At 41.9% G+C, this 20,578-nt stretch carries 21 protein-coding genes and 1 tRNA gene; 9 read left to right on the forward strand and 13 right to left on the reverse strand.

The features are described 5' to 3' along the window. Window positions 1–27: 27 nt before the first annotated feature. Window positions 28–180, forward strand: coding sequence for a hypothetical protein (locus LZF95_RS12275; protein WP_233755294.1), 153 nt, complete (start codon window positions 28–30; stop codon window positions 178–180). Window positions 181–208: 28 nt separating this feature from the next. Here the strand turns inward: LZF95_RS12275 and LZF95_RS12280 are convergent, their stop codons facing one another. Further along, on the reverse strand, window positions 209–538 hold the full coding sequence (locus LZF95_RS12280; RefSeq protein WP_233755295.1) for a nucleotidyltransferase family protein: 330 nt from the start codon (window positions 536–538) through the stop codon (window positions 209–211). After that, window positions 528–938 carry a nucleotidyltransferase substrate binding protein gene (locus LZF95_RS12285; protein WP_233755296.1) on the reverse strand — a complete coding sequence of 137 codons (411 nt, stop codon included), beginning with the start codon at window positions 936–938 and terminating at the stop codon, window positions 528–530. The genes LZF95_RS12280 and LZF95_RS12285 overlap by 11 nt, the downstream gene beginning before the upstream one ends. A gap of 156 nt (window positions 939–1,094) precedes the next feature. On the opposite strand from LZF95_RS12285, the gene LZF95_RS12290 reads away from it, so the two are divergent. Together LZF95_RS12290 and LZF95_RS12295 are read left to right on the forward strand one after the other, a co-directional pair. Further along, window positions 1,095–1,700 (forward strand): Crp/Fnr family transcriptional regulator, encoded by a 606-nt coding sequence (locus LZF95_RS12290; RefSeq protein ID WP_233755297.1) that lies wholly within the window; start codon window positions 1,095–1,097, stop codon window positions 1,698–1,700. Between the two features lie 217 nt (window positions 1,701–1,917). Next, window positions 1,918–2,316, forward strand: coding sequence for a nuclear transport factor 2 family protein (locus tag LZF95_RS12295; protein ID WP_233755298.1), 399 nt, complete (start codon window positions 1,918–1,920; stop codon window positions 2,314–2,316). 31 nt (window positions 2,317–2,347) lie between these two features. Here LZF95_RS12295 and LZF95_RS12300 read toward each other — a convergent pair. From LZF95_RS12300 to uvrA, 3 genes are all read right to left on the reverse strand, one after another. Continuing rightward, window positions 2,348–2,422: transfer RNA gene (locus tag LZF95_RS12300), tRNA-Val, on the reverse strand. A gap of 43 nt (window positions 2,423–2,465) precedes the next feature. After that, entirely contained in the window at window positions 2,466–2,999 is a 534-nt protein-coding gene (locus tag LZF95_RS12305; protein ID WP_233755299.1) for a hypothetical protein, read from the reverse strand. A gap of 530 nt (window positions 3,000–3,529) precedes the next feature. Continuing rightward, the gene (gene uvrA, locus LZF95_RS12310; RefSeq protein ID WP_233755300.1) at window positions 3,530–6,346 is read right to left on the reverse strand and encodes an excinuclease ABC subunit UvrA; all 2,817 of its coding nucleotides are present in this window, start codon (window positions 6,344–6,346) and stop codon (window positions 3,530–3,532) included. A gap of 293 nt (window positions 6,347–6,639) precedes the next feature. Here uvrA and LZF95_RS12315 point away from each other — a divergent pair, with 293 nt between their 5' ends. The 3 genes from LZF95_RS12315 to LZF95_RS12325 all read left to right on the forward strand — a co-directional run bounded on the left by LZF95_RS12315 (window position 6,640) and on the right by LZF95_RS12325 (window position 8,495). Continuing rightward, window positions 6,640–7,164 carry a hypothetical protein gene (locus LZF95_RS12315; RefSeq protein WP_233755301.1) on the forward strand — a complete coding sequence of 175 codons (525 nt, stop codon included), beginning with the start codon at window positions 6,640–6,642 and terminating at the stop codon, window positions 7,162–7,164. 205 nt (window positions 7,165–7,369) lie between these two features. Next, window positions 7,370–7,987 (forward strand): nicotinamide riboside transporter PnuC, encoded by a 618-nt coding sequence (pnuC, locus tag LZF95_RS12320; protein WP_233755302.1) that lies wholly within the window; start codon window positions 7,370–7,372, stop codon window positions 7,985–7,987. After that, complete coding sequence (locus tag LZF95_RS12325) at window positions 7,974–8,495, forward strand: AAA family ATPase (protein WP_233755303.1); 522 nt, start codon at window positions 7,974–7,976, stop codon at window positions 8,493–8,495. Before pnuC ends, LZF95_RS12325 begins: the two co-directional genes overlap by 14 nt. Window positions 8,496–8,523: 28 nt before the next feature. Here LZF95_RS12325 and LZF95_RS12330 read toward each other — a convergent pair whose 3' ends face one another. From LZF95_RS12330 to LZF95_RS12345, 4 genes are all read right to left on the reverse strand, one after another. Further along, on the reverse strand, window positions 8,524–9,609 hold the full coding sequence (locus LZF95_RS12330) for a serine hydrolase (RefSeq protein ID WP_233755304.1): 1,086 nt from the start codon (window positions 9,607–9,609) through the stop codon (window positions 8,524–8,526). Between the two features lie 305 nt (window positions 9,610–9,914). After that, on the reverse strand, window positions 9,915–11,456 hold the full coding sequence (locus LZF95_RS12335; protein ID WP_233755305.1) for a M20/M25/M40 family metallo-hydrolase: 1,542 nt from the start codon (window positions 11,454–11,456) through the stop codon (window positions 9,915–9,917). A gap of 120 nt (window positions 11,457–11,576) precedes the next feature. Next, entirely contained in the window at window positions 11,577–12,317 is a 741-nt protein-coding gene (locus LZF95_RS12340) for a sugar phosphate isomerase/epimerase (RefSeq protein WP_233755306.1), read from the reverse strand. A 309-nt stretch (window positions 12,318–12,626) separates the two neighbouring features. After that, window positions 12,627–13,469: an alpha/beta hydrolase family protein gene (locus LZF95_RS12345; RefSeq protein WP_233755307.1), complete on the reverse strand. Its 843-nt coding sequence runs from the start codon at window positions 13,467–13,469 to the stop codon at window positions 12,627–12,629. A gap of 127 nt (window positions 13,470–13,596) precedes the next feature. On the opposite strand from LZF95_RS12345, the gene LZF95_RS12350 reads away from it, so the two are divergent. Continuing rightward, window positions 13,597–13,962, forward strand: a complete 366-nt coding sequence (locus LZF95_RS12350; protein WP_233755308.1) for a DUF2200 domain-containing protein — start codon at window positions 13,597–13,599, stop codon at window positions 13,960–13,962. 75 nt (window positions 13,963–14,037) lie between these two features. Here the strand turns inward: LZF95_RS12350 and LZF95_RS12355 are convergent, their stop codons facing one another. After that, the gene (locus LZF95_RS12355; protein WP_233755309.1) at window positions 14,038–15,225 is read right to left on the reverse strand and encodes a porin; all 1,188 of its coding nucleotides are present in this window, start codon (window positions 15,223–15,225) and stop codon (window positions 14,038–14,040) included. A gap of 66 nt (window positions 15,226–15,291) precedes the next feature. Next, complete coding sequence (locus LZF95_RS12360; RefSeq protein ID WP_233755310.1) at window positions 15,292–15,738, reverse strand: PepSY-like domain-containing protein; 447 nt, start codon at window positions 15,736–15,738, stop codon at window positions 15,292–15,294. A gap of 262 nt (window positions 15,739–16,000) precedes the next feature. Between LZF95_RS12360 and LZF95_RS12365 the strand changes: the two genes are divergently transcribed. Further along, window positions 16,001–17,383 carry a sulfatase gene (locus tag LZF95_RS12365; RefSeq protein ID WP_233755311.1) on the forward strand — a complete coding sequence of 461 codons (1,383 nt, stop codon included), beginning with the start codon at window positions 16,001–16,003 and terminating at the stop codon, window positions 17,381–17,383. 68 nt (window positions 17,384–17,451) lie between these two features. Here the strand turns inward: LZF95_RS12365 and LZF95_RS12370 are convergent, their stop codons facing one another. Together LZF95_RS12370 and LZF95_RS12375 are read right to left on the reverse strand one after the other, a co-directional pair. Then, entirely contained in the window at window positions 17,452–18,717 is a 1,266-nt protein-coding gene (locus tag LZF95_RS12370) for a HAMP domain-containing sensor histidine kinase (RefSeq protein WP_233755312.1), read from the reverse strand. Then, window positions 18,714–19,391 carry a response regulator transcription factor gene (locus LZF95_RS12375; protein WP_233755313.1) on the reverse strand — a complete coding sequence of 226 codons (678 nt, stop codon included), beginning with the start codon at window positions 19,389–19,391 and terminating at the stop codon, window positions 18,714–18,716. The genes LZF95_RS12370 and LZF95_RS12375 overlap by 4 nt, the downstream gene beginning before the upstream one ends. A 153-nt stretch (window positions 19,392–19,544) precedes the next feature. On the opposite strand from LZF95_RS12375, the gene LZF95_RS12380 reads away from it, so the two are divergent. After that, a complete protein-coding gene (locus tag LZF95_RS12380; RefSeq protein WP_233755314.1) occupies window positions 19,545–20,453 on the forward strand; it encodes a serine hydrolase in 909 nt (302 codons plus the stop codon). Window positions 20,454–20,578 lie beyond the last annotated feature (125 nt).

Raw genomic sequence — 20,578 nt, forward strand, 5'->3', positions numbered from 1 at the left:
AAATCGTAAATCATACTTTCGATTTTCATGGTAAAAGATCGATTAATTCTCCCATTGCTTCAGGAATACCTGTCAATTTCCCTTGCCGTAGGCCTTCTTGGCCCAAGGCAGGTGGGGAAGACCACTCTTGTAAAAAACCTGAATCTCGGCAAGGAGAGTGTTTATATTGATCTGGAATAGCAATAGCTAAGATTGCCGTTTGATTATGCTATTGCTGAGCTTGATAACTCCGCCTATATACTTCTACCCCCACTCTATCGATATGCTCCAACAACGCAGCTTCTTTGATGGAATGGTAGTTTAGCACGTCAAATTTGTAAGGCATATTGGTCTCTTCATTCAAGAAATAACTAATCTTACTTATTGTGTCAAAATCTAAGTTTTCCCCTTTAAGAGCAATATCCACATCACTGCCATTTCTGAAGTTCCCCTTGGCACGACTCCCGAAAATATAAGCACTTTGTACCCCAGCATGATCTCTCAACAGACTAAGAATTGCGTCCAAATCCGTATCCAAAAGACCAAATTTATTCTTCATCTAGCTTTTGTTTGAAAGTGTCTAGCAAAGCTTTTAGTAGTGGAAAGTACTTATTACTGATCAGTTGCTCCATATCACTTGCTTTTTGCTCGTCGTAGGTATGTTCAGTTAAGTTTCTATCCTGCAACAAATCCATCCAGTCATGCCCATTTTCCAACGTCCCCATTTCGAATGCCTTCTTTAAAGCACTTCTTGGTGATTTGATATCCACAAAGCCCTGATCTTCCAAATAATCCTTCACCATATTCCACGCTAATTCAAAACTCATCTCAAAAAACTGGATAATCCCTGCTTTCTGGACGATATCCGGTTTTTCAATTTGTAATGCATTTTCCAGATGATTCATTGCTTTATTGAAATTAGAGAAGCGTTGTTTCCAGCGTATATCATCTTTAGACATATTGTCGTGGGTTTTTCTGAGGGTTATGCTAAAATAAGGCTTTATTTTAGATCTGTAGGAATCTTGGGAAAACAGCTAGTCCAAATAAAAAGATTTGGTCATAAAGACATGCAGCCTTCAAAATCTCGTTATTGTGAATTGCAAACCTAATTCCATATGGAAAGAGAATCAGAGAAATGTTTTAAGAAATTCAGGGCACATATTGAAAAACATGTCAAAATAGATGAGTCTGAGATGGAGAGAATTAGCGTCTATTTTGCCATTAAAAGAATGAGAAGAAAAACTGTTCTTCTTGAACCTGGAAATATTTGCCACTTCGAAAGCTTTGTGGTTTCCGGTCTATTTCAAAGTTCGGTACTAGACGAAACAGGAAAAGTACATACGCTGAATTTTCCTCATGAAGACTGGTGGGCGGGCGATTTCAAAAGTTTTAGTACTGGATCACCCTCAATTATGCGAATCGAAGCTCTTGAGGATTCGGTTTTGCTTGAAATATCAAAGAAATCTCTAGATGAATTATTGGTGAAGTCTCTTCCCTTCGCAAAATACTTTAGGATACTCAGCGAGAATGCAAGTATGGCTGCCAACGATCGTATTATCAATCAAATGTCCCAATCAGCGGAGCAGCGTTATGAAATGTTTTGTGGGAAATATGCTGCGGTCAAAGATCGCTTATCCCAGAAGAGAATTGCTTCCTTTCTGGGGATTTCTCCGGAATATTTCAATCAGATGGATAAGAGAAAGAAATCTGAATCATTATGATTACCCGAAATGATGCCAGTAGCCATATTTTCTTTGTTTTACTGGCTGGAAGACCGAAGACGGATGACCGAAGTGGCTTCAGCGCTAAAGTTTTCCTAATCCTATGATGCCTTTATTGCTTTACTGACAGAAAAACGGATATATATAAAAATCTTAATGTAGTTAAAGTTTTTCAGGATTCTGCCGCTGTAGTTTTACTTAACTAAACTGAGAAAAAATGAGCGGAAAGCACCTAAACATTCAATTAATCGAAAGCTTTTTCAAAGCTTATTCAACTGCTGATTTTGAAGGAATGAAGCAGGTAATGTCTGAAGATATCAAGTGGCACATTCCAGGCAAGCACCCATTTAGCGGAACGAAAAATGGGATTGCCGAACTTATGGATTATTTGGAAAAGCTCAATCAATTTGGATTCAAGGCCGAGCAGATTGTAATGGGCGTAAATGACAGTTATGTAATCGATTGTCACAGAAACTGGAGTACTGCGCCCGGCAGGCCTGTCTTGAATGCCATGTCCTGTTTGCTATGGAAAATTGAGGACGGTAAGATTGTGGAGGTTTTCAATTTCCCACAGGATCAGCATATGGTTGATGCTTTTTTCAACAAGGTTGCTTAGCCAATCGAAATATGGAAGAAGGGAAAAATTGTGGAACCTAGGGGATTCGAACCCATGACCTCTGCTCTGTCAAAGCAGCGCTCTAAACCAACTGAGCTAAGGTTCCAGATAGTGTTGCGAAGATATTAGAAATAACGAAAACTTTCCATTCACTTCACTTTTTCTGATCGCAGACTTTCTAAAATAGAAGAATTAGTGAGATGAAATTTCTCAAAGTCAACTGTGGGTGCAGCGCTGGTTATTTTGAAAGTCTGGTCGAGCTTTTGGTACATATAGAAAATGCCTGTTTTGTCTCCTTGGGCTCCATACTGAAACTTTACCCATCTAGCCGGGGAATCATCGATCACTGTACGCCCTTGCTCAAGTGCCTTTAAGTTCAGGTGCTCATCTGCCAGCACATAGCGAAGTTCAAAATCAAAATCCTCATCAAAAGACGGTTTTTTACCAAGGGATTCTAAATAGTCGGATCCTTTGGCATTCTCCAAGTAAGTGATGGAAATACTGGCACCTTTTATATCAGTAGATTGAATAATGTAATCATACCCATCATCTTTTACTTGCCATCGATCTGGCAACAGGTAGCTGAACTTGATTTCAGGGTCTTTGACCTCTACACGTTTTTGGGCAGAGGAGATTTGGGGCAAAATTGCTAAGGCGAAGAAAACCAGTAATCGATGGATCATAGTGATTTTGAATTAATAGGGGGAATGCCCATTCCATTAGTTATCAATGAAATATATCCAACTCATAGCCTTTTGCAAAATAAAGCTAACTGCTTTAAGGATAATTAAGATTTTAGAGATAAGGAGTAGGGATAGTCTTGAAGTACTACGAGCTTGCTAGTGTGATAAGTTGGGCTTTGGATGAGGGGAACAATAAATGGTGAAGTGGAGCTTGAGTATTCGATTTTTTAAAGTGAGGCTATCAAATGATCGGTAGATAAGTAGGGAAACGTGTTTAATCTTGAAGGCTTTGTCCCGCAGATAAGCGGTGATTTGAATCGCAGATGTTCGCAGATTAAAACCGAAACTGAGTTAAATTAAGCAGAGATGTAGACGAAATCAAGCTAGGTAATGGCAGCTCTATAAACAAAAGGCAAAAGACTTTCACTCCTACACAGCCCGCTTTAGTCTAAATTTCAACTGAAGATCACCGTAAATCAGCGTATTTATCTGCGAAAATCAGCGGGAGACTACTATAGCTACAGGATCAATTACACAAAACTCTCCCTCAAATACTTCGCCGTATAATTCTCTTCTTCCTTCATCATATCTTCAGGAGTTCCTTCAAACGTCAGGTAACCTCCTTTATTTCCTCCTTCCGGCCCCAGATCAATTACCCAGTCTGCGGATTTGATCACTTCGGTATTATGCTCGATAATAATGACCGAGTGGCCTTGATCGATCAGCGCATTGATGGAGTGGAGGAGTTTTTTGATATCATGGAAGTGAAGTCCGGTAGTAGGCTCATCGAAGATAAAGAGAATGCGATCCCCGGCTTTGGTACCGCCCTTGCCCAGAAAAGACGCCAGTTTTACTCGTTGAGCTTCTCCCCCTGAGAGGGTGTTGGAGCTTTGTCCCATCCCTATGTAGCCCAAACCTACTTCCTGAAGTGGCTGCAGTTTATTGATGATCTGGGTTTTTCCTTTGAAGAAGTCCAGTGCTTCGTCAATCGTCATGTCCAGCACATCTGAGATGTCTTTGTCTTTATATTTCACATCCAGTATCTCATTTTTGAACCGCTTGCCTTTGCAGGATTCGCAAGTCAGGTGTATATCCGCCATAAACTGCATCTCCACGGTGATTATGCCCTCTCCGGCACAGTTTTCACAACGACCGCCATCCACATTGAAGGAAAAAAACGCTGGTTTGTAGCCCCTCTGCTTAGAAATAGACTGCTCAGCAAATAAGGACCTGATCGCATCGTATGCTTTTACGTAAGTCACGGGATTGGAGCGGGAAGACTTGCCGATGGGATTTTGATCCACAAATTCCACTTGGGAAATGGACTTATAATCACCTTCGATTTTGTCGTATTTTCCGCTTTCGTCTATTACTGTTCCAAGTATTTTGCCAAGAGCCGGATAAAGCACTTTTTTGATCAAAGTGGATTTTCCGGAACCGGAAACACCTGTGACTACGGTCAGGGTATTCAGGGGGAATTTGGCAGTAATATTCTTCAGGTTGTTTTCTCTGGCACCTTTTACCGTTATGGAGTCTTTCCACTTTCGGTTCCTTTCTTTGTTGAAGACCTTCTCTTCTCCGCGTAGGTATTTTGCTGTATAGGTATTTGCCGCGGTTATCAGCTCCTCAATAGGGCCCTGGAAAAGCAATTCACCGCCATTTACACCTGCATCAGGGCCGATGTCGATGATTTGATCGGAGGCTTTCATCACTTTATCCTCATGCTCTACCACGATTACGGTATTACCCAGGTCCCGAAGCGATTTCAAAACGCCGATCAATCGATCAGTATCTCTGGGGTGTAAGCCTATACTTGGTTCATCGAGGATGTACATGGAGCCCACTAGTGCGGATCCCAGTGAAGTCGCCAGTTTGATACGCTGATATTCGCCTCCGGAAAGCGTAGAAGTCAGTCGATTCAGTGTCAGGTATCCAAGCCCAACCTCATCCATATAAGAAAGCCTGCTTTGGATTTCCTTTAGAAGGCGGTTGGCGATTTTAGCTTGATGTGGAGGTAGATTCAGTTCGTTGAAAAATGCCAATGCTTCATCTATCGGCATCAACACCAAATCCGTGATGGATCTTCCTTCTATTTTTACATAAGAAGCGTCCTTTCGCAAGCGGGTTCCTTTACAGTCCGGACAAGTGGTGCGGCCCCGAAAGCGGGAAAGCATCACCCGGTACTGTATTTTGTGAGTTTTGGTTTCCAGATCTTCGAAAAAAGCATCGAGGCCTTTAAAGTACTTGTTCCCGGTCCAAAGCAAGGCTTTTTCCTTTTCATTGAGATCTTCATAGGCTCTGTGGATAGGAAAGTCAAACTCTATCCCCTTTTTCAAAAGTGGTTCTACCCAAGTCCTGGAAGATTCCCCCCGCCAAGGAGCTATCGCTCCTTCGTATATGGAGAGGCTTTTGTCCGGAATCACCAGATCAGGGTCTATGCCAAGGACGTTTCCGAAACCTTCGCAAGTTCTACACGCTCCGAATGGATTGTTGAAAGAGAAAAAGTTGACCGAAGGAATCTCGAATTGCATTCCATCAAGTTCGAAGCGATCTGAAAAACTCTTGGTTTCAATCCCCGGGATGGTGATTTTACAGTCTCCGTGGCCCTCGAAAAGTGCCGTCTGTACAGAATCAGCGATCCTAAACTGATTGTCCTCATCTTCCTTTTGCACAGCTATCCGGTCTACCAGAATCTCATAGTTGCCTTTTGGGATCTTTTTCTCCTGAAGCAGATCCTCTACAAAATAGGCCTCATCATCTATCAGAATTCTCGTATATCCCTTTTGCAACAGCAATTCCAGCTCTTGGTTGATCTTTCTTCCGCGCCCCACTTGTAGGGGACAGGAGATCATGACTTTCGATCTTTCTTCGAAAGACTGAATAAAATCCACAATATCCGTGACGGTGTGGTGCTTTACTTCCTTGCCGGAAACAGGAGAGATGGTTTTACCGATTCTGGAGAAAAGTAGCTTAAGGTAATCGTAAATCTCTGTGGTGGTACCGACTGTAGATCGGGGATTTTTCGTATTGACTTTTTGCTGGATAGCGATGGCGGGAGCCACTCCTCTGATGTACTCCACATCAGGTTTTTCCATCCTGCCCAGAAATTGGCGGGCGTAGGAACTGAGGCTTTCCACATACATTCTTTGGCCTTCGGCAAAAAGTGTATCGAACGCCAGGGATGATTTTCCTGAACCTGAAAGCCCCGTGACCACGACAAATTTATTTCTGGGAATCGCCACGCTCAGGCTTTTCAGGTTATTTACCCGGGCGTTTTTGATGATGATGTATTCTCTGGGATCGAGGGAGTCGATGTCTGTTTTAGCGGATAAAGTGCTCAAAGTCATAGCTTGCAAAGTTACGAAAGGAACAGAGGAAGTCCTTGGAAAGTTTTGCACTTGTTACAAATTCCAAATAAGGAATGGCAAAACCTCATCAATGATTTTTTTGGATGTCATATTATAAGGGGAACAAAAAGTTGGTTTTCGATGAATTTTGTGCCAAATATGGACCGTCGTGTAGCATTTATCTAATGCTTATCGTCAGGTAAGTGTATGAAAATGTTGAGCTTGAAATTTTGATTTGGGGGATTTCTTGCATAATTAATATCATGGTGAATCTTTGGTTAAAAATTTAAACTATGAGAATCTTCTATAGGGGATTTTGGCTGGTAATCTTGTTAGCTTTCGTCTTGGGTGCATGTCAGGAAAAAGAGGAGCCCTGTAAATGTACTAATATCGATACCTCATTTAACTTCAGTATAGTCAATGATGCCAATATGGACTTACTGAACCCTAGTAATCCTGAGCATATTGACATCAGAGATGTGGCAGTTTCTTTTTTGTTGGACGGAGAGAGGGTAGATGTGTATGATTCAAGAATTAACCATCTGAGAAGTTTCCCCAAGATCATTGAGCCTGAATCCCTGGCAGATGCAGATAGCTACGTTCTCAATGTAATCTTGAACTCCTCTGAGGAAGAAGCCTTGCCTACTACTTATTTGGAGTGGAACAACGGAAGTGTGGACACATTGGAGGCTGAATTTAGTTTTAGCTCCAATTCTTCTATAGTAAATAGACTTTGGCTGAATGGTGATCTTATCTGGGATATGCAAAGGGATGGGGCAAGGCCTATTTATTCTCTCATCAAGACTAACGGGGAATAGCGATTAGTAACGTTTTCTTACATTTATCGATTCCTTTCGTGTTTGGGAGGCTTTTTAATTTATGCTATATGCCAGGCTCGTATTGAGGAATTTTTCTAAGATGTCATAAAAAAGCCCACTGTTCTAAGTCGTTTTCTCAGCTGAGATAGAATTTTTCCGCTTTACCTCTTTGCCACCTTCCAACTTTTATCCCTTTCTTCGCACCATGGATTTCCAGTTTTTAATCGATGGTTTTGCAGAGGGTATTAGTCAGATGACATGGCTGGAGGCTTTTGCCGTATTTCTTGGCATAGCTTCGGTTTTTTATTCCATGAGAGTGAATATCCTTGTCTATCCTACCGGGATTATTTCCACGCTTATCTATGTGTGGATTTGCTTTCAATATAAATTGTATGCGGATATGGGTATCAATGCCTATTATTTTGCCATGTCAGTTTATGGCTGGTATGTATGGACTCACCCCAAGAAAGGAGCGGCGGAGGTGCCGGTTACATGGATGAAGGCAAAAGGCTGGCTTATAGCATCAGTGATTTTAGTGTTTTCTTATCTTTTCCTTTCCTACGTGCTGGTTAATTTCACAGATAGCGATGTGCCGTATTGGGACTCCTTTACTACAGCATCTGCTTTTGTAGGTATGTGGCTGATGGCTAAGAAAAAGGTGGAAAACTGGATTTTTTGGATTATTACAGATTTTGTAGCGATTCCTCTTTACTTCTATAAAGGATTGATCTTGACATCCTTCCAATATCTTTTTTTTACGGTTTTGGCTATAATGGGATTAATTGCCTGGATCAAATCTGCGAGAAAGCATGCCTTACCCTAAGCGAATATTGATTTTGGGGCCAGAGTCCACTGGTAAAAGCACACTGGCTTCAGATCTTGCCAATCATTTCGGAGAGCCTTGGGTTCCTGAATTTGCCCGGGAATACTTGGAGAAACTGGACAGAGAATACCGCTATGAGGATATGGCCAAAATCGGTAAGGGTCAAATGGAGCTTGAAGACAAGCTGGCAAAAAAAGCGAACCGTTATCTATTTTGTGATACAGACTTGAGAGTTATCCACATTTGGTCTGAGCATAGATTTGGAAAAACAGATCCCTGGGTTATGGAGCAAATGAGGCTTAGAAGCTATGATTTGATCTTGCTGACCGATACAGATTTGCCTTGGGAGCCTGATCCTTTGCGTGAATATCCCGATCTGGAGATGAGGGATTACTTCCTTGGCCTATATAAAAAGTTGGCTGAAGAGAGTGGTTTTCCACATTATTTGATTTCCGGGAATCGGGACAAAAGACTGGAGGAGTCAAAATATATAGTCAGTCAACTATGAAGAGGATGTACTATTAGGGTCTGAAAACTTACTTTTTCCCGAAAGAGAGATTTGCGGATTCCACTACCTTCATCATATCCGGATGGGCATTGTTATTCAGCACAATCACTGTTTTGTTTTCTTCTATGTATCGTACTATGATCGTTTTATATCCCGGATTGTCCCCTGTGTGCATCACTACCTTGCCAAATGGACTCTTCATTTTGATCTCCCAGCCGAAACCATAATAACTCAAGACGCCATTATTTAGCTTAAATGGGGTGAAGGCTTCTGAGAGGGTTTCATTGGAAACCAATTGCTCTGTGTAAAGAGCCTGATCCCATTTCAAAAGATCTTCCGCACTACTGCTTACCCTGCCAGGACCTTTGCGGTTGCCCAGCCAAACGGTATAATCTGCAGCATGAAAAGTATTTGCATTGACGTATTGTCCCTGATCATTTTTCAAATGCCCTGCGGCAAAATTGGGGACTTTAACTTTTTCGGATAGCGATCGAATGGCTGTGTTTTCCATACCCAACGGTTTGAAGATCCACTCTTCAGACAGTTTTACAAAATCTTTTCCGGTAGCTTTTTCCACAATACTGGCCAGAATCACATAGCCCGTGTTGCTGTATTCGTATTTTTCTCCAGGTTCAAAAGATTTCGGAGGAACGTATTTTCTCAGGTACTCAAGAATTTCCGTATTGCCTGCCACTTGGTTTTTGTCCCAGTGCTCATCCATGACTGCCTGATAATCGGGAAGACCGCTGGTGTGGGTAAGCAAGTGACGGATGCTGATTCCGGGATAAGGCGTTTCCACATATTCCGAAGCTAAATCGTCAAAATCCAACAGACCTTTTTCCTTGCAGATCATGACCATCATAGCGGTGAACTGCTTGGATAAGGAAGCCAACTCGAAAATATCTGTTGATTGAAGTGGGACACCTTGTTCGTAACTTCTCATCCCCATCGCCTCCTCGAACTCGATTTTGCCTTGGTTGGCTACCAATACGACCCCGGAAAAACCCTTTCCTTCCGCTTTTATCATCGCTTTTTTCAGAATTCTCTGCTGCGCAAAAATCGTTGGGGAGGCAATAAACAGATAGAACAAAAGCAGTGTAAAATAACTTTTCATGGCAACTCAGGATAAGCTAGAAATTTACAAAAGGTTTTTGGCTTCCGCTAATGACAATATCTTACAGTATGCAATAGAATATGTGAAAGGAACTCACCATTCGCAAAAATCAGTCAGGGATGAAGCATAATATGCTCTTTGGTTTTGAGCCTTCCTGCTCCGTGAAATTAAGCAATTGATTTTCTTCGCTTTCTCAGAATTGGATTATGTGGGTTGTCCAGCCTCCTGTGTGCGGAAGGCTTGATGATGAATATAAAAAATGCCACGATTTGAGTGGCATTTTTTATTAATAAAGTCTGTGTTGCTTAATCCACCCCGCCTTTCCTAGTAGGTGATCTCATGGCTGGCCATTCGGTAGGTTCACCGTTTCTCCCAGTAGGGATCCTCACTTCCCTAGATACTTGCTCATCTTCTTCACTGGCCAAATAAACCATGATAGCAGCCATGATCACGTTGTTTTGAACATCGTCAAAAACAATTTTATCATACGTATCCAGATTGGTATGCCAGGTATAATTGAAATAGGACCAGTTGAGCGAGCCGAGGGAAAATGCAGGTACCCCGGCCGCCACAAAGGAAGCGTAGTCAGAGCCACCACCGCCTGGATTTCCAGGGAAAGTGGTTTGTATATCTTTGGTTATTTCCCGAGGTACCTTATTCATCCACCTGCCTAGGTATTCGTAGCTGTGTATAAATCCCTGACCGGATATATTGACTATGCGTCCTGTTCCATTGTCCTGGTTGAATAATGCCTGGATTTTTGGCATCATTTCAGGATGGTCTTCTACAAAAGCTCTTGAGCCATTCAATCCCTGTTCTTCAGAGCCCCAGTGACCAACCAAGATTGTTCTTTTGGGGTTAGGATATACCTTTTTCAACACACGCATCACTTCCATCATCATAATGGTGCCTGTACCATTATCTGTCGCACCTGTACCGCCATCCCAGGAATCAAAGTGGGCAGATAGCATCACATACTCGTCTGGTTTTTCTGTTCCTTTGATTTCAGCAATAGTATTGAAAGTTGGTACCATCCCGTTTTCCTTGGATTGGGCATTTAGGTTAATCTCTGGCTTGCTGCCATTTTCAGCCAATCTGAAAAGCAATCCATAGTCTTCCAGAGAAAGATCCACAGTAGGCACTTTTTTGGTGAATGCCGAGAAAATTTTATTTGCTCCGAATCCCTGAGACCAGTAGGATGTAATGATGCCTAAAGCACCCGCTTCTTCCAGTGCAACAGGCAATTCTCTACGCCCTTTTCCTGTTTTCTGTAATCTTTCATTCCATGCATTGGTGGATGCTGTTCGTTCTTCTTTCATTTTTTCGAAAGATTCCTCGGTAGCAAACTCTTCCCAGTTATAGTCCGGACGACCAGACACCTGAGGAGCAGAAATCATCACATATTTGCCTTTTACAGAGGACAGCCAAGCCGTAAATGCCGCTTCATCTGCCAAATCTGGTAAAATAACTACTTCACCCTGGGTTCCACCTGCAGGAGAAGCTGGACTCCAGGCAAGTTGCTGACCTGTCAGAGATTTAGTCCAAGGAGCCACCATGTCAATATGGGTGATGCCTCTTTCCCATCCTCTCCACTCGCCCCACTGCTCGTTGCGGGCTTCTATACCCCAACCTTTGTATTTTTCTACAGCCCAATCATGCGCCTGCTGCATTTGAGGTGATCCGACCAATCTTGGCCCAATTCCGTCCATCAGTTCATGACCGATCTGCTTCAGTTGGGAATTTTCAGTTTCTTCTTGGATGATTTTGTCGATGATTTCATCCTGTGCCTGTGCCTGAGCTCCTAGAAATAGTGCCAAGCCAACACCTAGTAGGTATCTCTTATTCATATTTGGTTTATTTTTCCTTTAAAATTATTGTTTAGGCCTTTATATTCCTCGCCGTTTATGGATTTGTAAGTCTTGTGTTAGATAACACATTCTCCTGAGCCAATATTCTTTTCTTTTTATTTAAGGAAGTAGGTTTGCCAAGTTTTTTTGGAAAAACCCAGCACTTTCCTTTACACTCTGCATTGGGTTAAGAGTGAAATTTCCCCCTTGTTCGATATAGTAATATTCCATACCGGCAAATTCGGCATCTGGAAGAATTTGGGAATAATCAATTGATCCATTACCCAACTCAGTATAGTCCCTGCTTATTTTATCCATGTCTTTGATATGCCACATCACAAAGCGTCCGGGAGCTTTCTGAAAAAGTTCATGTACTGTGCCTGGGTAAGTATGAGCTGCCCAATAAAGGTCTATCTGCAATTTTACATATTCAGAATCAGTATTCTCTAGTATAATGTCATATCCGGTTTCACCATTATGATCAATAAATTCAAAATCATGATTGTGATAAGCAAGCCCTAGTCCTGCCTTTTGTACCCGTTCACCTATCAGGTTCAATTTGTCCGTGAGGATCTTGAATTTTTCAATGGAACGGTTTTCAGGGTCTAACCATGGCCAGGTAATGTATTTTTGCCCTAGTTTATGCGCTCCCTCTATACTCTGATCTGTATAGCGCAGAAGTTCTTCCGTAGAGCTGTTGAAGAACTTGATAAAATCGTAATGTCCACTGGTACTAAGCAGGGAATTGTCTTCTAGCAATTTTTGAAAGTCCGCAGCTGGCATACCATAAAACTGCTGCGAGGCGCCATCATAACCATAGGTTTCAGTATCCTGAAAGCCATAGCCCGCAATGGTTTGCAAAGTTTTTTTTGGATCCTCAGCCATAGGGGCCCTAATAGTGAAAAGTTGTAGCCCCATTTTGTATTTTGGTGCTTTTCGTGGTGTGAAACCCGATAATCCTAATCCAGTAGCAGTGAGGGTCAACCCCGTCTGCCTAATAAAATCCCTACGATTTAGCATATACACAATTGATAACAGTGATAAAATCCCGGCAATTTTTTAGTGGGATTTAGAATCTACTAAAGATACAAATGAAACCGTGCCTACTGACAGATATGTGTATCCAATAAACTTAATTATTCACAATTATTTAAACTGAGCTAAGACCTATTAATGCTCTGCATTTGGAGAGGATTGATTCCTTGGGAAAAAATCATGGAAAAACAGCAACTGGTACTTTACGGCATCTTCCCAATAATCCCAGGTGTGGCCCCCTGGCCCGGTGATGAAGGTATGAGGGATGTTGTTGTAAGCAAGTTGCTCATGCAACTTTAAATTCACCTGATAGAAAAAATCTGAAGTGCCGCAGCTTATGATAAGTTTTAATCTGTTTGGAATCAGCTGATTGCTTTGATAGAGTACAGAGTATTCTTCCCAGCGATCAGGATGCTCAGCTTTGGTCCCCAAGTATTTTTTCATTTCCCAATTTTCTGGGAATGGGCCGATATCCACACCACCACTTAAGCTTCCTGCAGCTCCAAAGGTACCTTGATGACGAAATGCCAGGTAGAGCGCACCGTGCCCTCCCATACTCAATCCCGTGATCGCTCTACCTTCCCGATCCTGTACCGTGCTGTATTCTTTGTCGATAAATTCTACCAATTCTTTTGCCACATAGGTCTCATACTTGGATTCGGATACTTCCGGGCTATCCCAATACCAGCTTCCATAATTTCCATCAGGATTAACTATGATCATATCGTATAGATCTGAATAGAAGGACAGTTGCGGAACTTTAGTGATCCAATCGGTATAGTTGCCCGAGTAGCCATGTAGTAAATAGACCACCGGGTATTTTTTGGTTTGGTTATAGTTCTGAGGCGTGATTACTACAGCTTTGATCTCCTTTTGCATGGCAGAACTATAAGTGGCTACAGTGTCCACACTAGCCAGTGTAGAAAAGGAGAACAGAAAAGAAATTAAAATAAATACAAAAGAAAATCTGGAGTACATGCTGAATGGGGATATTAGGTTATGTGCGTAAAAATGGCTAGGATTAAGTAAAAATCCGGAGAAAAGTTAAAAAAAGCCATATAGGAAAGCTCAAAAAAAATGCGTTTTTTACTTAAAACCTCTACTTATGACAAGCACAAGCCATCATGATGAGCGTATAGCAAAAATGACTTTTGCCTCAGTTTACCCTCATTATGTAACAAAAATAGAGAAGAAAGGCCGTACCAAAGAAGAACTATATCAGGTGATAGAATGGCTCACAGGTTTTTATGAAGACCGTGTCCAAAAGCTGATTGAGGAGAAGGTTACATTTGAAGAGTTTTTTGAAAGAGCAAAGCTTAATTCTAAAGCCAACCTGATAACCGGTGTCATCTGTGGCTATCGCGTAGAAGAAATAGAAAATAAATTGACCCAACAGGTAAGGTATCTGGATAAGCTGGTAGATGAGCTGGCAAAAGGCAGAAAAATGGAAAAGATTTTACGGAGTCAATGAAATGGGATGCTACCCTAGGAGAATGTCCAAGTCGTGTCCTGGAACTCGTAGCATTCCTTGGTTTTTTTACTTATCTCAAAAGTTCAGCTGTGCCTGTAGCCTTAGCAAACTTCCTGCTTGGTGGTTTTCTTGCAGCTGGAAATCTTCATAACGGCGATTCGAAAAAGTGTACATAGCTACCAGTTCAAAAGCTTTCACCGGTTGCCATTCCAATCCTAATTCCAGCTCCTTTACCGTGTAGCTTCTGGCATCCAGTTCATGCTTTTTTCCCCCGTCGTAGTATTGAAGCCTGGTAAATGGAATAAGATCTCCGGTGATGTATGAAAAAGTCACATAACCACCCTGTAAATTCTGGGTTTCTGTTTTTTGGGTTTCTTTGCTGAATTCTGGGCCTTTCCCGACCACATATTCTGCCTGGATTCCGAGTGGTTTTGGATATAGCACAAAAGAAACTGCTGCCCGCTCATCCAGGTATTCTTTGGTCTCATAAGACTTGATTCCAGGACTCGTTTCCAGCAGAACATATGTCCCTCGATACGCTTGAATCCCGGGCTCAATCACCTGATTTCCTATTTGTATCGGTAAAGAAAACCGGGAGACAACATGGAATTTACCATTTCTGTCTGTATGATTTGCGGTTTGCCTGTTGTAAATCCCCAAAGCAAAAACCCCAAAATCCCCGGAGTGCTTCATCCCGTTCTTTTTCAGTTCATTCATCAAATTCCGTTGTTGCTTGTTGGCCCAGTAGAAGAATATCCCCACATCCCGCTCGTCTTTTAGTCCACTGTTTAGCGCATCATCTCTGTCCAGTGGCAGGCGTTGACTACTGGATTGCATGTTTTCATAGCCAAAAGGCACCTTACTTTGCCCTATCCTAAGTCGGAATTCATTGTTAATATCCAATCCAAGGTCAAAATAAGCATCTTTCAACCTTCCTACATGAATGGATTCTCCCACGGACTTTGAAAAGTCAGGTTGGAAATAAAAGAATACGCGAGGATGGATCTGTCCATACAGTTTGAACCTAAGTCTTCGAAGGGACAGAGAGTTTTGCTCACCACCCCAAGCCTCATCACATTGCTCACATTCCAGCTCCGGATTGGTCTGAAAAAGTCCGTTATACCGAATCTGCATATAGCCTCCCAGGTGGATTTTATCAAACCACCCACGAGCGGATTTTTCTTTGTTTTTATCCTGTACTTGTGCCTGCGCTAAAGAAAACGTAAGAAGTAGGAATGTGGCAAAAGTGAGTTTCTTAAACATTGGGTTGTCTATTGAAGAAAGGTCTAACCTGTTTTGTAAATGAGAAAAGATGTAATAGACTGCGGATTAGTCTTCGATTTTATGGAGTACTTCACCTGTCGAGGAGAAAATGACTTTCCACTCTTCTATCAAATTCTCAAGCTCTACTTGGTAAGTGACTTCCGTGCCTTGAGTGATTTTCTTTGACCCATCGATTCTTAGATCCTTGAAATCTGAGTTGATTTTGAAAATCACTTCATTTGGAAGATTGCTCTTGGGGATTTCCTCTTCATGCTTCAGCATATTTCCAGCGGTGTCATACCAGGTTTCATGGTCTGTACCCCAGCCAATTTCAAAATCTACCTTGTAGTTGTTGCCATCCAATTCCCACTCGATGTCTGATGCCCTGGGGAATTCCTTTTTGAAATTGTTTACCACTATTGAAGGGACTTCGCTTGGATGGATATCCTGGGCAAAAGTGGCTATGCAAATGAGTGTAAGTGCAGTGGAGATAAGTGTGATTTGCGTTTTCATCGGAATATGGTTTTTAAGTTATGCCTCAAAGAAAAAGTGGGAATCTGGAAACAATTGGGAATCTGTAAGAGATGGAAAAAATATCTCCGGCAAAGGCAAAAAGATCTTAAAGTGTAATCTTCCATAAGCGGTTTTAACCTTTTATCCGGTTAGTGTTCAGCAGATGCGGGATCACATTGTTTCGCCAGAGCAAAAATTTTAAATTAAGGTCATTGACTCGTTAACGGGAATTGATTTTCCCGCAATTATCCTATCTCACCTGATGAAGAAATTACTTGTTGTCACTTTACTGTTCTTGGCTTATAATTCTGTTGGATATTCTCAAACTAAGAATAAAAAGCCCAATATTATTTTGATTTTTATAGATGATATGGGGTGGGCTGATTTGTCCTCTTTTGGAAATACGGACGCCCAAACACCGAATATTGACAAGATCGCCCGAGAGGGAATTTCCTTCGAGCAGTTTTACGTTAATTCACCGATTTGCTCTCCTTCCCGGGTGGCAATCTCCACCGGCACCTACCCGCAGCGCTGGAACATTACTTCATACCTTGACAATAGAAAGCAAAATGAGGTAAGGGATATCGCCAATTGGCTGGATCCTTCAGCTCCCATGCTGGCCAGAAATCTGCAGCAAGCTGGGTATTCCACTGGCCACTTTGGCAAATGGCATATGGGTGGCCAGCGGGATGTCACTGAAGCTCCGCCAATCACAGCCTATGGTTTTGATAAGTCCTTGACAAATTTTGAGGGGATGGGCCCCAAGCTATTGCCCATGACCAAAGATGAGACTGGGAAAATAGGGAAGATCTGGGAGAATGCGGAGATTTTGGGTGAGGGGTATATTTGGATGCAGCGTTCTGAAATCACCACGGGATTTGTGGATGCGGCACTTGATTTTATTTCCAAAGCAAGTGAAGAGGACCAACCATTTTATGTAAATCTTTGGCCTGATGATGTGCACAGTCCTTATTGGCCGCCTTTTGAAGAATATGGGTTGGCAAAGGAAGAAGGTAAAAGAGCGTTGTATTTGGCGGTTTTGGAAGCGATGGACCAGCAAATGGGAAAACTGTTTGAGTACATCCAGTCTGAGGAGAAACTAAAGGAAAATACCTTGATTCTCTTTTGCTCTGACAATGGCCCTGAATTAGGAGCTGGAAGCGCAGGGGACTTGAAAGGGTATAAAACACACCTATACGATGGAGGAATCAGGTCCTCGTTGATCGTGTGGGGGCCAGGTTTTATTGATCCAAGTGCAGCTGGAAGCCGAAACAAGGAGTCAGTATTTTCGGCCATTGATATTACTCCTTCGCTTTTAGCTTTTACAGAAAGCCCGGAAACCAGCATGACGGATGGAGAAAATGTCATGCAGACCATTCTTGGAAAGTCTAAGGCTTCCCGTCAAGCACCTATTTTTTACAGCCGTCCCCCTGACAGGAAGAACTATTATGGATTAGAAAACCTACCGGACCTTGCTGTTAGAGAGGGGGAATGGAAACTGCTTTGTGACTATGACGGCGGACGTCCAGAACTTTATAATATGTCAAGAGATCGCGGGGAAACAAAAAACCTTGCTGATGAAAATCCTAAAATTGTCAAAAGACTTATGGACAAAGTCATTTCTTGGTATGCTGGTATGCCATAGCTTTAGGTAAGATATTTAGGCCTGCAGAACATTCCAGTTATAGATCCAAAGCTCTCCAGTTTGACTGGTTAATCCATTTTCACCTCAAAACAATGCTGTCCATCAAAAGTATAGTTCACTTCGAATCCATACAATCTGCAAATGGCATATACAATCGCCAGTCCTAATCCTGTGCTGGAATTGTTGTTGGTTTCCTTTTGGAAGCGGTCAAAAATCTTTTTGGAATCCAATTCTTTTCCCTTTCCTGTGTTGCTGACCCGAAGGGAGTTTTCATTTAATTTTACTCGTACTTTTCCTCCTTCTAAATTATGGAAAATCGCATTCCGAAGGAGATTACTTACAAGGATTGAGGCCAAACTCTCATCCATCAGAAAGTTGAGTTTAGCGGATTCTTCTACAGTAACTTCTACATTTCGAAAGCCTGCGAAATCTTCCAGATCTTCTACGGACTGATTTACAAGCATGGCAAAATCCACTTTAGCCAGCTCGTTAAACTGCCTATTCTCTATTTTCGAAAGCAAGAGCAATGATTTGTTTAAGCGGGTCAGGCGTTGGATGGTCTGTAAAATCTGCCCTACATTTTCGGAATTTTCAGATCCAAGACTTTCTTTTTCCAGCATCAATTCCAATTTGGTGGAAATAATCGCCAAGGGTGTTTGCAATTCATGGGAAGCATTCTCGGTAAATTTCTTCTGGTTCCAGTACGTTTCTCTGGCACGGATAATCAGTGCGCCCACCGCAACTTCCAATTCTCTGAATTCCTTGGTATCACCAATTACTTTAGGAAGCGGCGACTCCTTATCTATCCTATAGGATTTAAGCTCATTCAACAATGAATAAAATGGTTTCCAAAGCCGCTTCAATACAACATTGTTGATAAGAATAATGCTTACCACCAAAATCACATATAACCAGATAATGGAATAGAAAAGGTCTTCGATCAGATCGTCTTCCTCTACCGTAGAGTTAAAAACGGTAAGCTGATAATAGTCGTCCCCATGCTTAAAAGCTGATGTCAGCATGCGGACAGGTTCCAGATCATCCTCATTTTGCATGTAGAGCAAGGTATCAGTGAAGTAGTCGCGCATGCCCAGGGCCTTGGTTTCCTCAATCTTATGTATGGTATAGTTCCCCTCTTCGAAATCAGGTTTTAGTAAAACAGTGCTGTCATTTTCCATCCTTTTGATGATGAGAAGTTTGTAATTATCCAGTCCATCATCAATGCTGTCATGGATTTCATCCAGCATGTTCAAATAAAAAACAGCCGACCAGACCGTTACGATCAAAAAGATGGAAACCGAAAGATATTTGAGAGACTGGTTAAGCAGCTTCACAGTTCTACGAGTTTATAACCAACTCCATAGATAGATTGGATTTCAATTTTTGCAACAGAAGACTGGAGTTTTTTTCTGAGGTTTTTGATCTGATAATAAATGAAATCAAAATTGTCTGCCTGATCTATGTGATCTCCCCAGACATGCTCTGCCAGGGCATTTCTTGTGACCAGCCTGTTTTTATTGACCAGAAAATAATTGAGGATGTCAAATTCCTTTCTGTTCAGCAGTACTAGTTCTCCATCCACAGTAAAAGTCCTTTCATTTAAGTCTAGAGCGGTATTTGCTGTAGCAATCTGATTTGTCCCGTTCAGATTTTTCCTTCGAAATACTGCTTTGATCCGGGCGCTTAATTCGGAAATATGAAATGGCTTGGTCAGGTAATCATCTGCTCCCAGATCCAGTCCGGTCAATTTATCATCAAGAGAATCCTTTGCTGAAATAATGATTACATTTCCACCGATGTGGCGTTTCTTCAGCTCCCCGAGAATCTCCAGACCACTTCCCCCCGGCAACATGATGTCCAGTAAAATACAATCGTAAGTATAAAGGGAGACTTTCTCTGTGGCTGAAGCAAAATCAATGACATGCTCGACGAGGTAAAGCTCCTTTTCCAGACTGGCCCGGATTGCTTCCGCCAGCTGAGGCTCATCTTCTATCAGCAAAATTTTCATGGTATCAAAAATAGGGGACAAATCTGGAAAGAAGTGGGAATCTGGTTATTTCCTAATTCGCTGGATTTGAAAACTAAAACTGGAAGGACTTCCGAAGAAATTTTTATCTTAGAAAGCCTTTGAATTTATTTATCCTAAAGAACCCTCAAACAAATGAAAACAGCTTTTCATGCTACCCTAATCCTCCAATGCTTTGCTATCAGCCTTCTGTTATCGTGTAAGGGGGAAAAATCCCAATTAGAACTATTACATGCTTCGATTCAGACCCAGCTTGACTCCATCAATGGCGATGTAGCTCTGGCATATGTTAATCTCGCTGATCCGTCGGATAGTTTGATGATCAATGCCGAGGAAGAATTCCATGCGGCCAGCACCATGAAGGTACCGGTGATGATTGAACTGTATAAGCAGCAGAAAGAAGGAAAAATAGACCTCAATGATTCTATTGTCCTGATAAATGAATTCAAGAGTATCGTCGATAGCAGCTTCTATAGTATGGATATAGTGGATGACAGTGATGATGATATTTACAGCAAAATAGGAACTTCTGTAGCCTTCAAAGATCTGACTTACAGTATGATCACAGTCAGCAGCAATCTGGCTACTAATGTCTTGATAGAGCTGGTGGGAGCCAAAAATATCACAGCCACCATGCGGGCTCTAGGAGCTGACAAAATCAAAGTCTTGCGAGGAGTGGAGGACACCAAAGCATACGAGTTGGGTCTCAGCAATACGACTACTGCCAAAGACCTCATGGTCATCATGCGGGCAATTGCTGAAAGTAAAGCTGGGACAGAGGCTGATTGCGTAGAAATGATTTCAATCCTAAAAGACCAGCAGTTTAACTCCATCATTCCCTATTTCCTTCCTGATGAAGTGAAAGTTGCCCATAAAACAGGTTCAATCGTAGGAGTACATCACGATGCTGGAATAGTGTATCTACCGGATGGAAGAGCTTATGTGTTGGTGATTTTGTCAAAAAATCTCAAAGAATATGACAAAGCAACAGAACAGTTAGCCGGTTTATCGAAGACAGTTTATGATTATATGGTCGGGCAATGAGATTAGGGTTGCTGTCTTTAAGTCTTTAATGGGCAAGTATTGACTCCACAATATCATCAGCCGTACCCAACACTTTCTTTACGAAACTTTGTGGTTAAAAAAAGCCATCCTTAGCAATCAGGATG

Origin of the sequence: Algoriphagus sp. AGSA1 (genome assembly GCF_021390545.1) — a bacterium.
GTDB lineage: Bacteria > Bacteroidota > Bacteroidia > Cytophagales > Cyclobacteriaceae > Algoriphagus.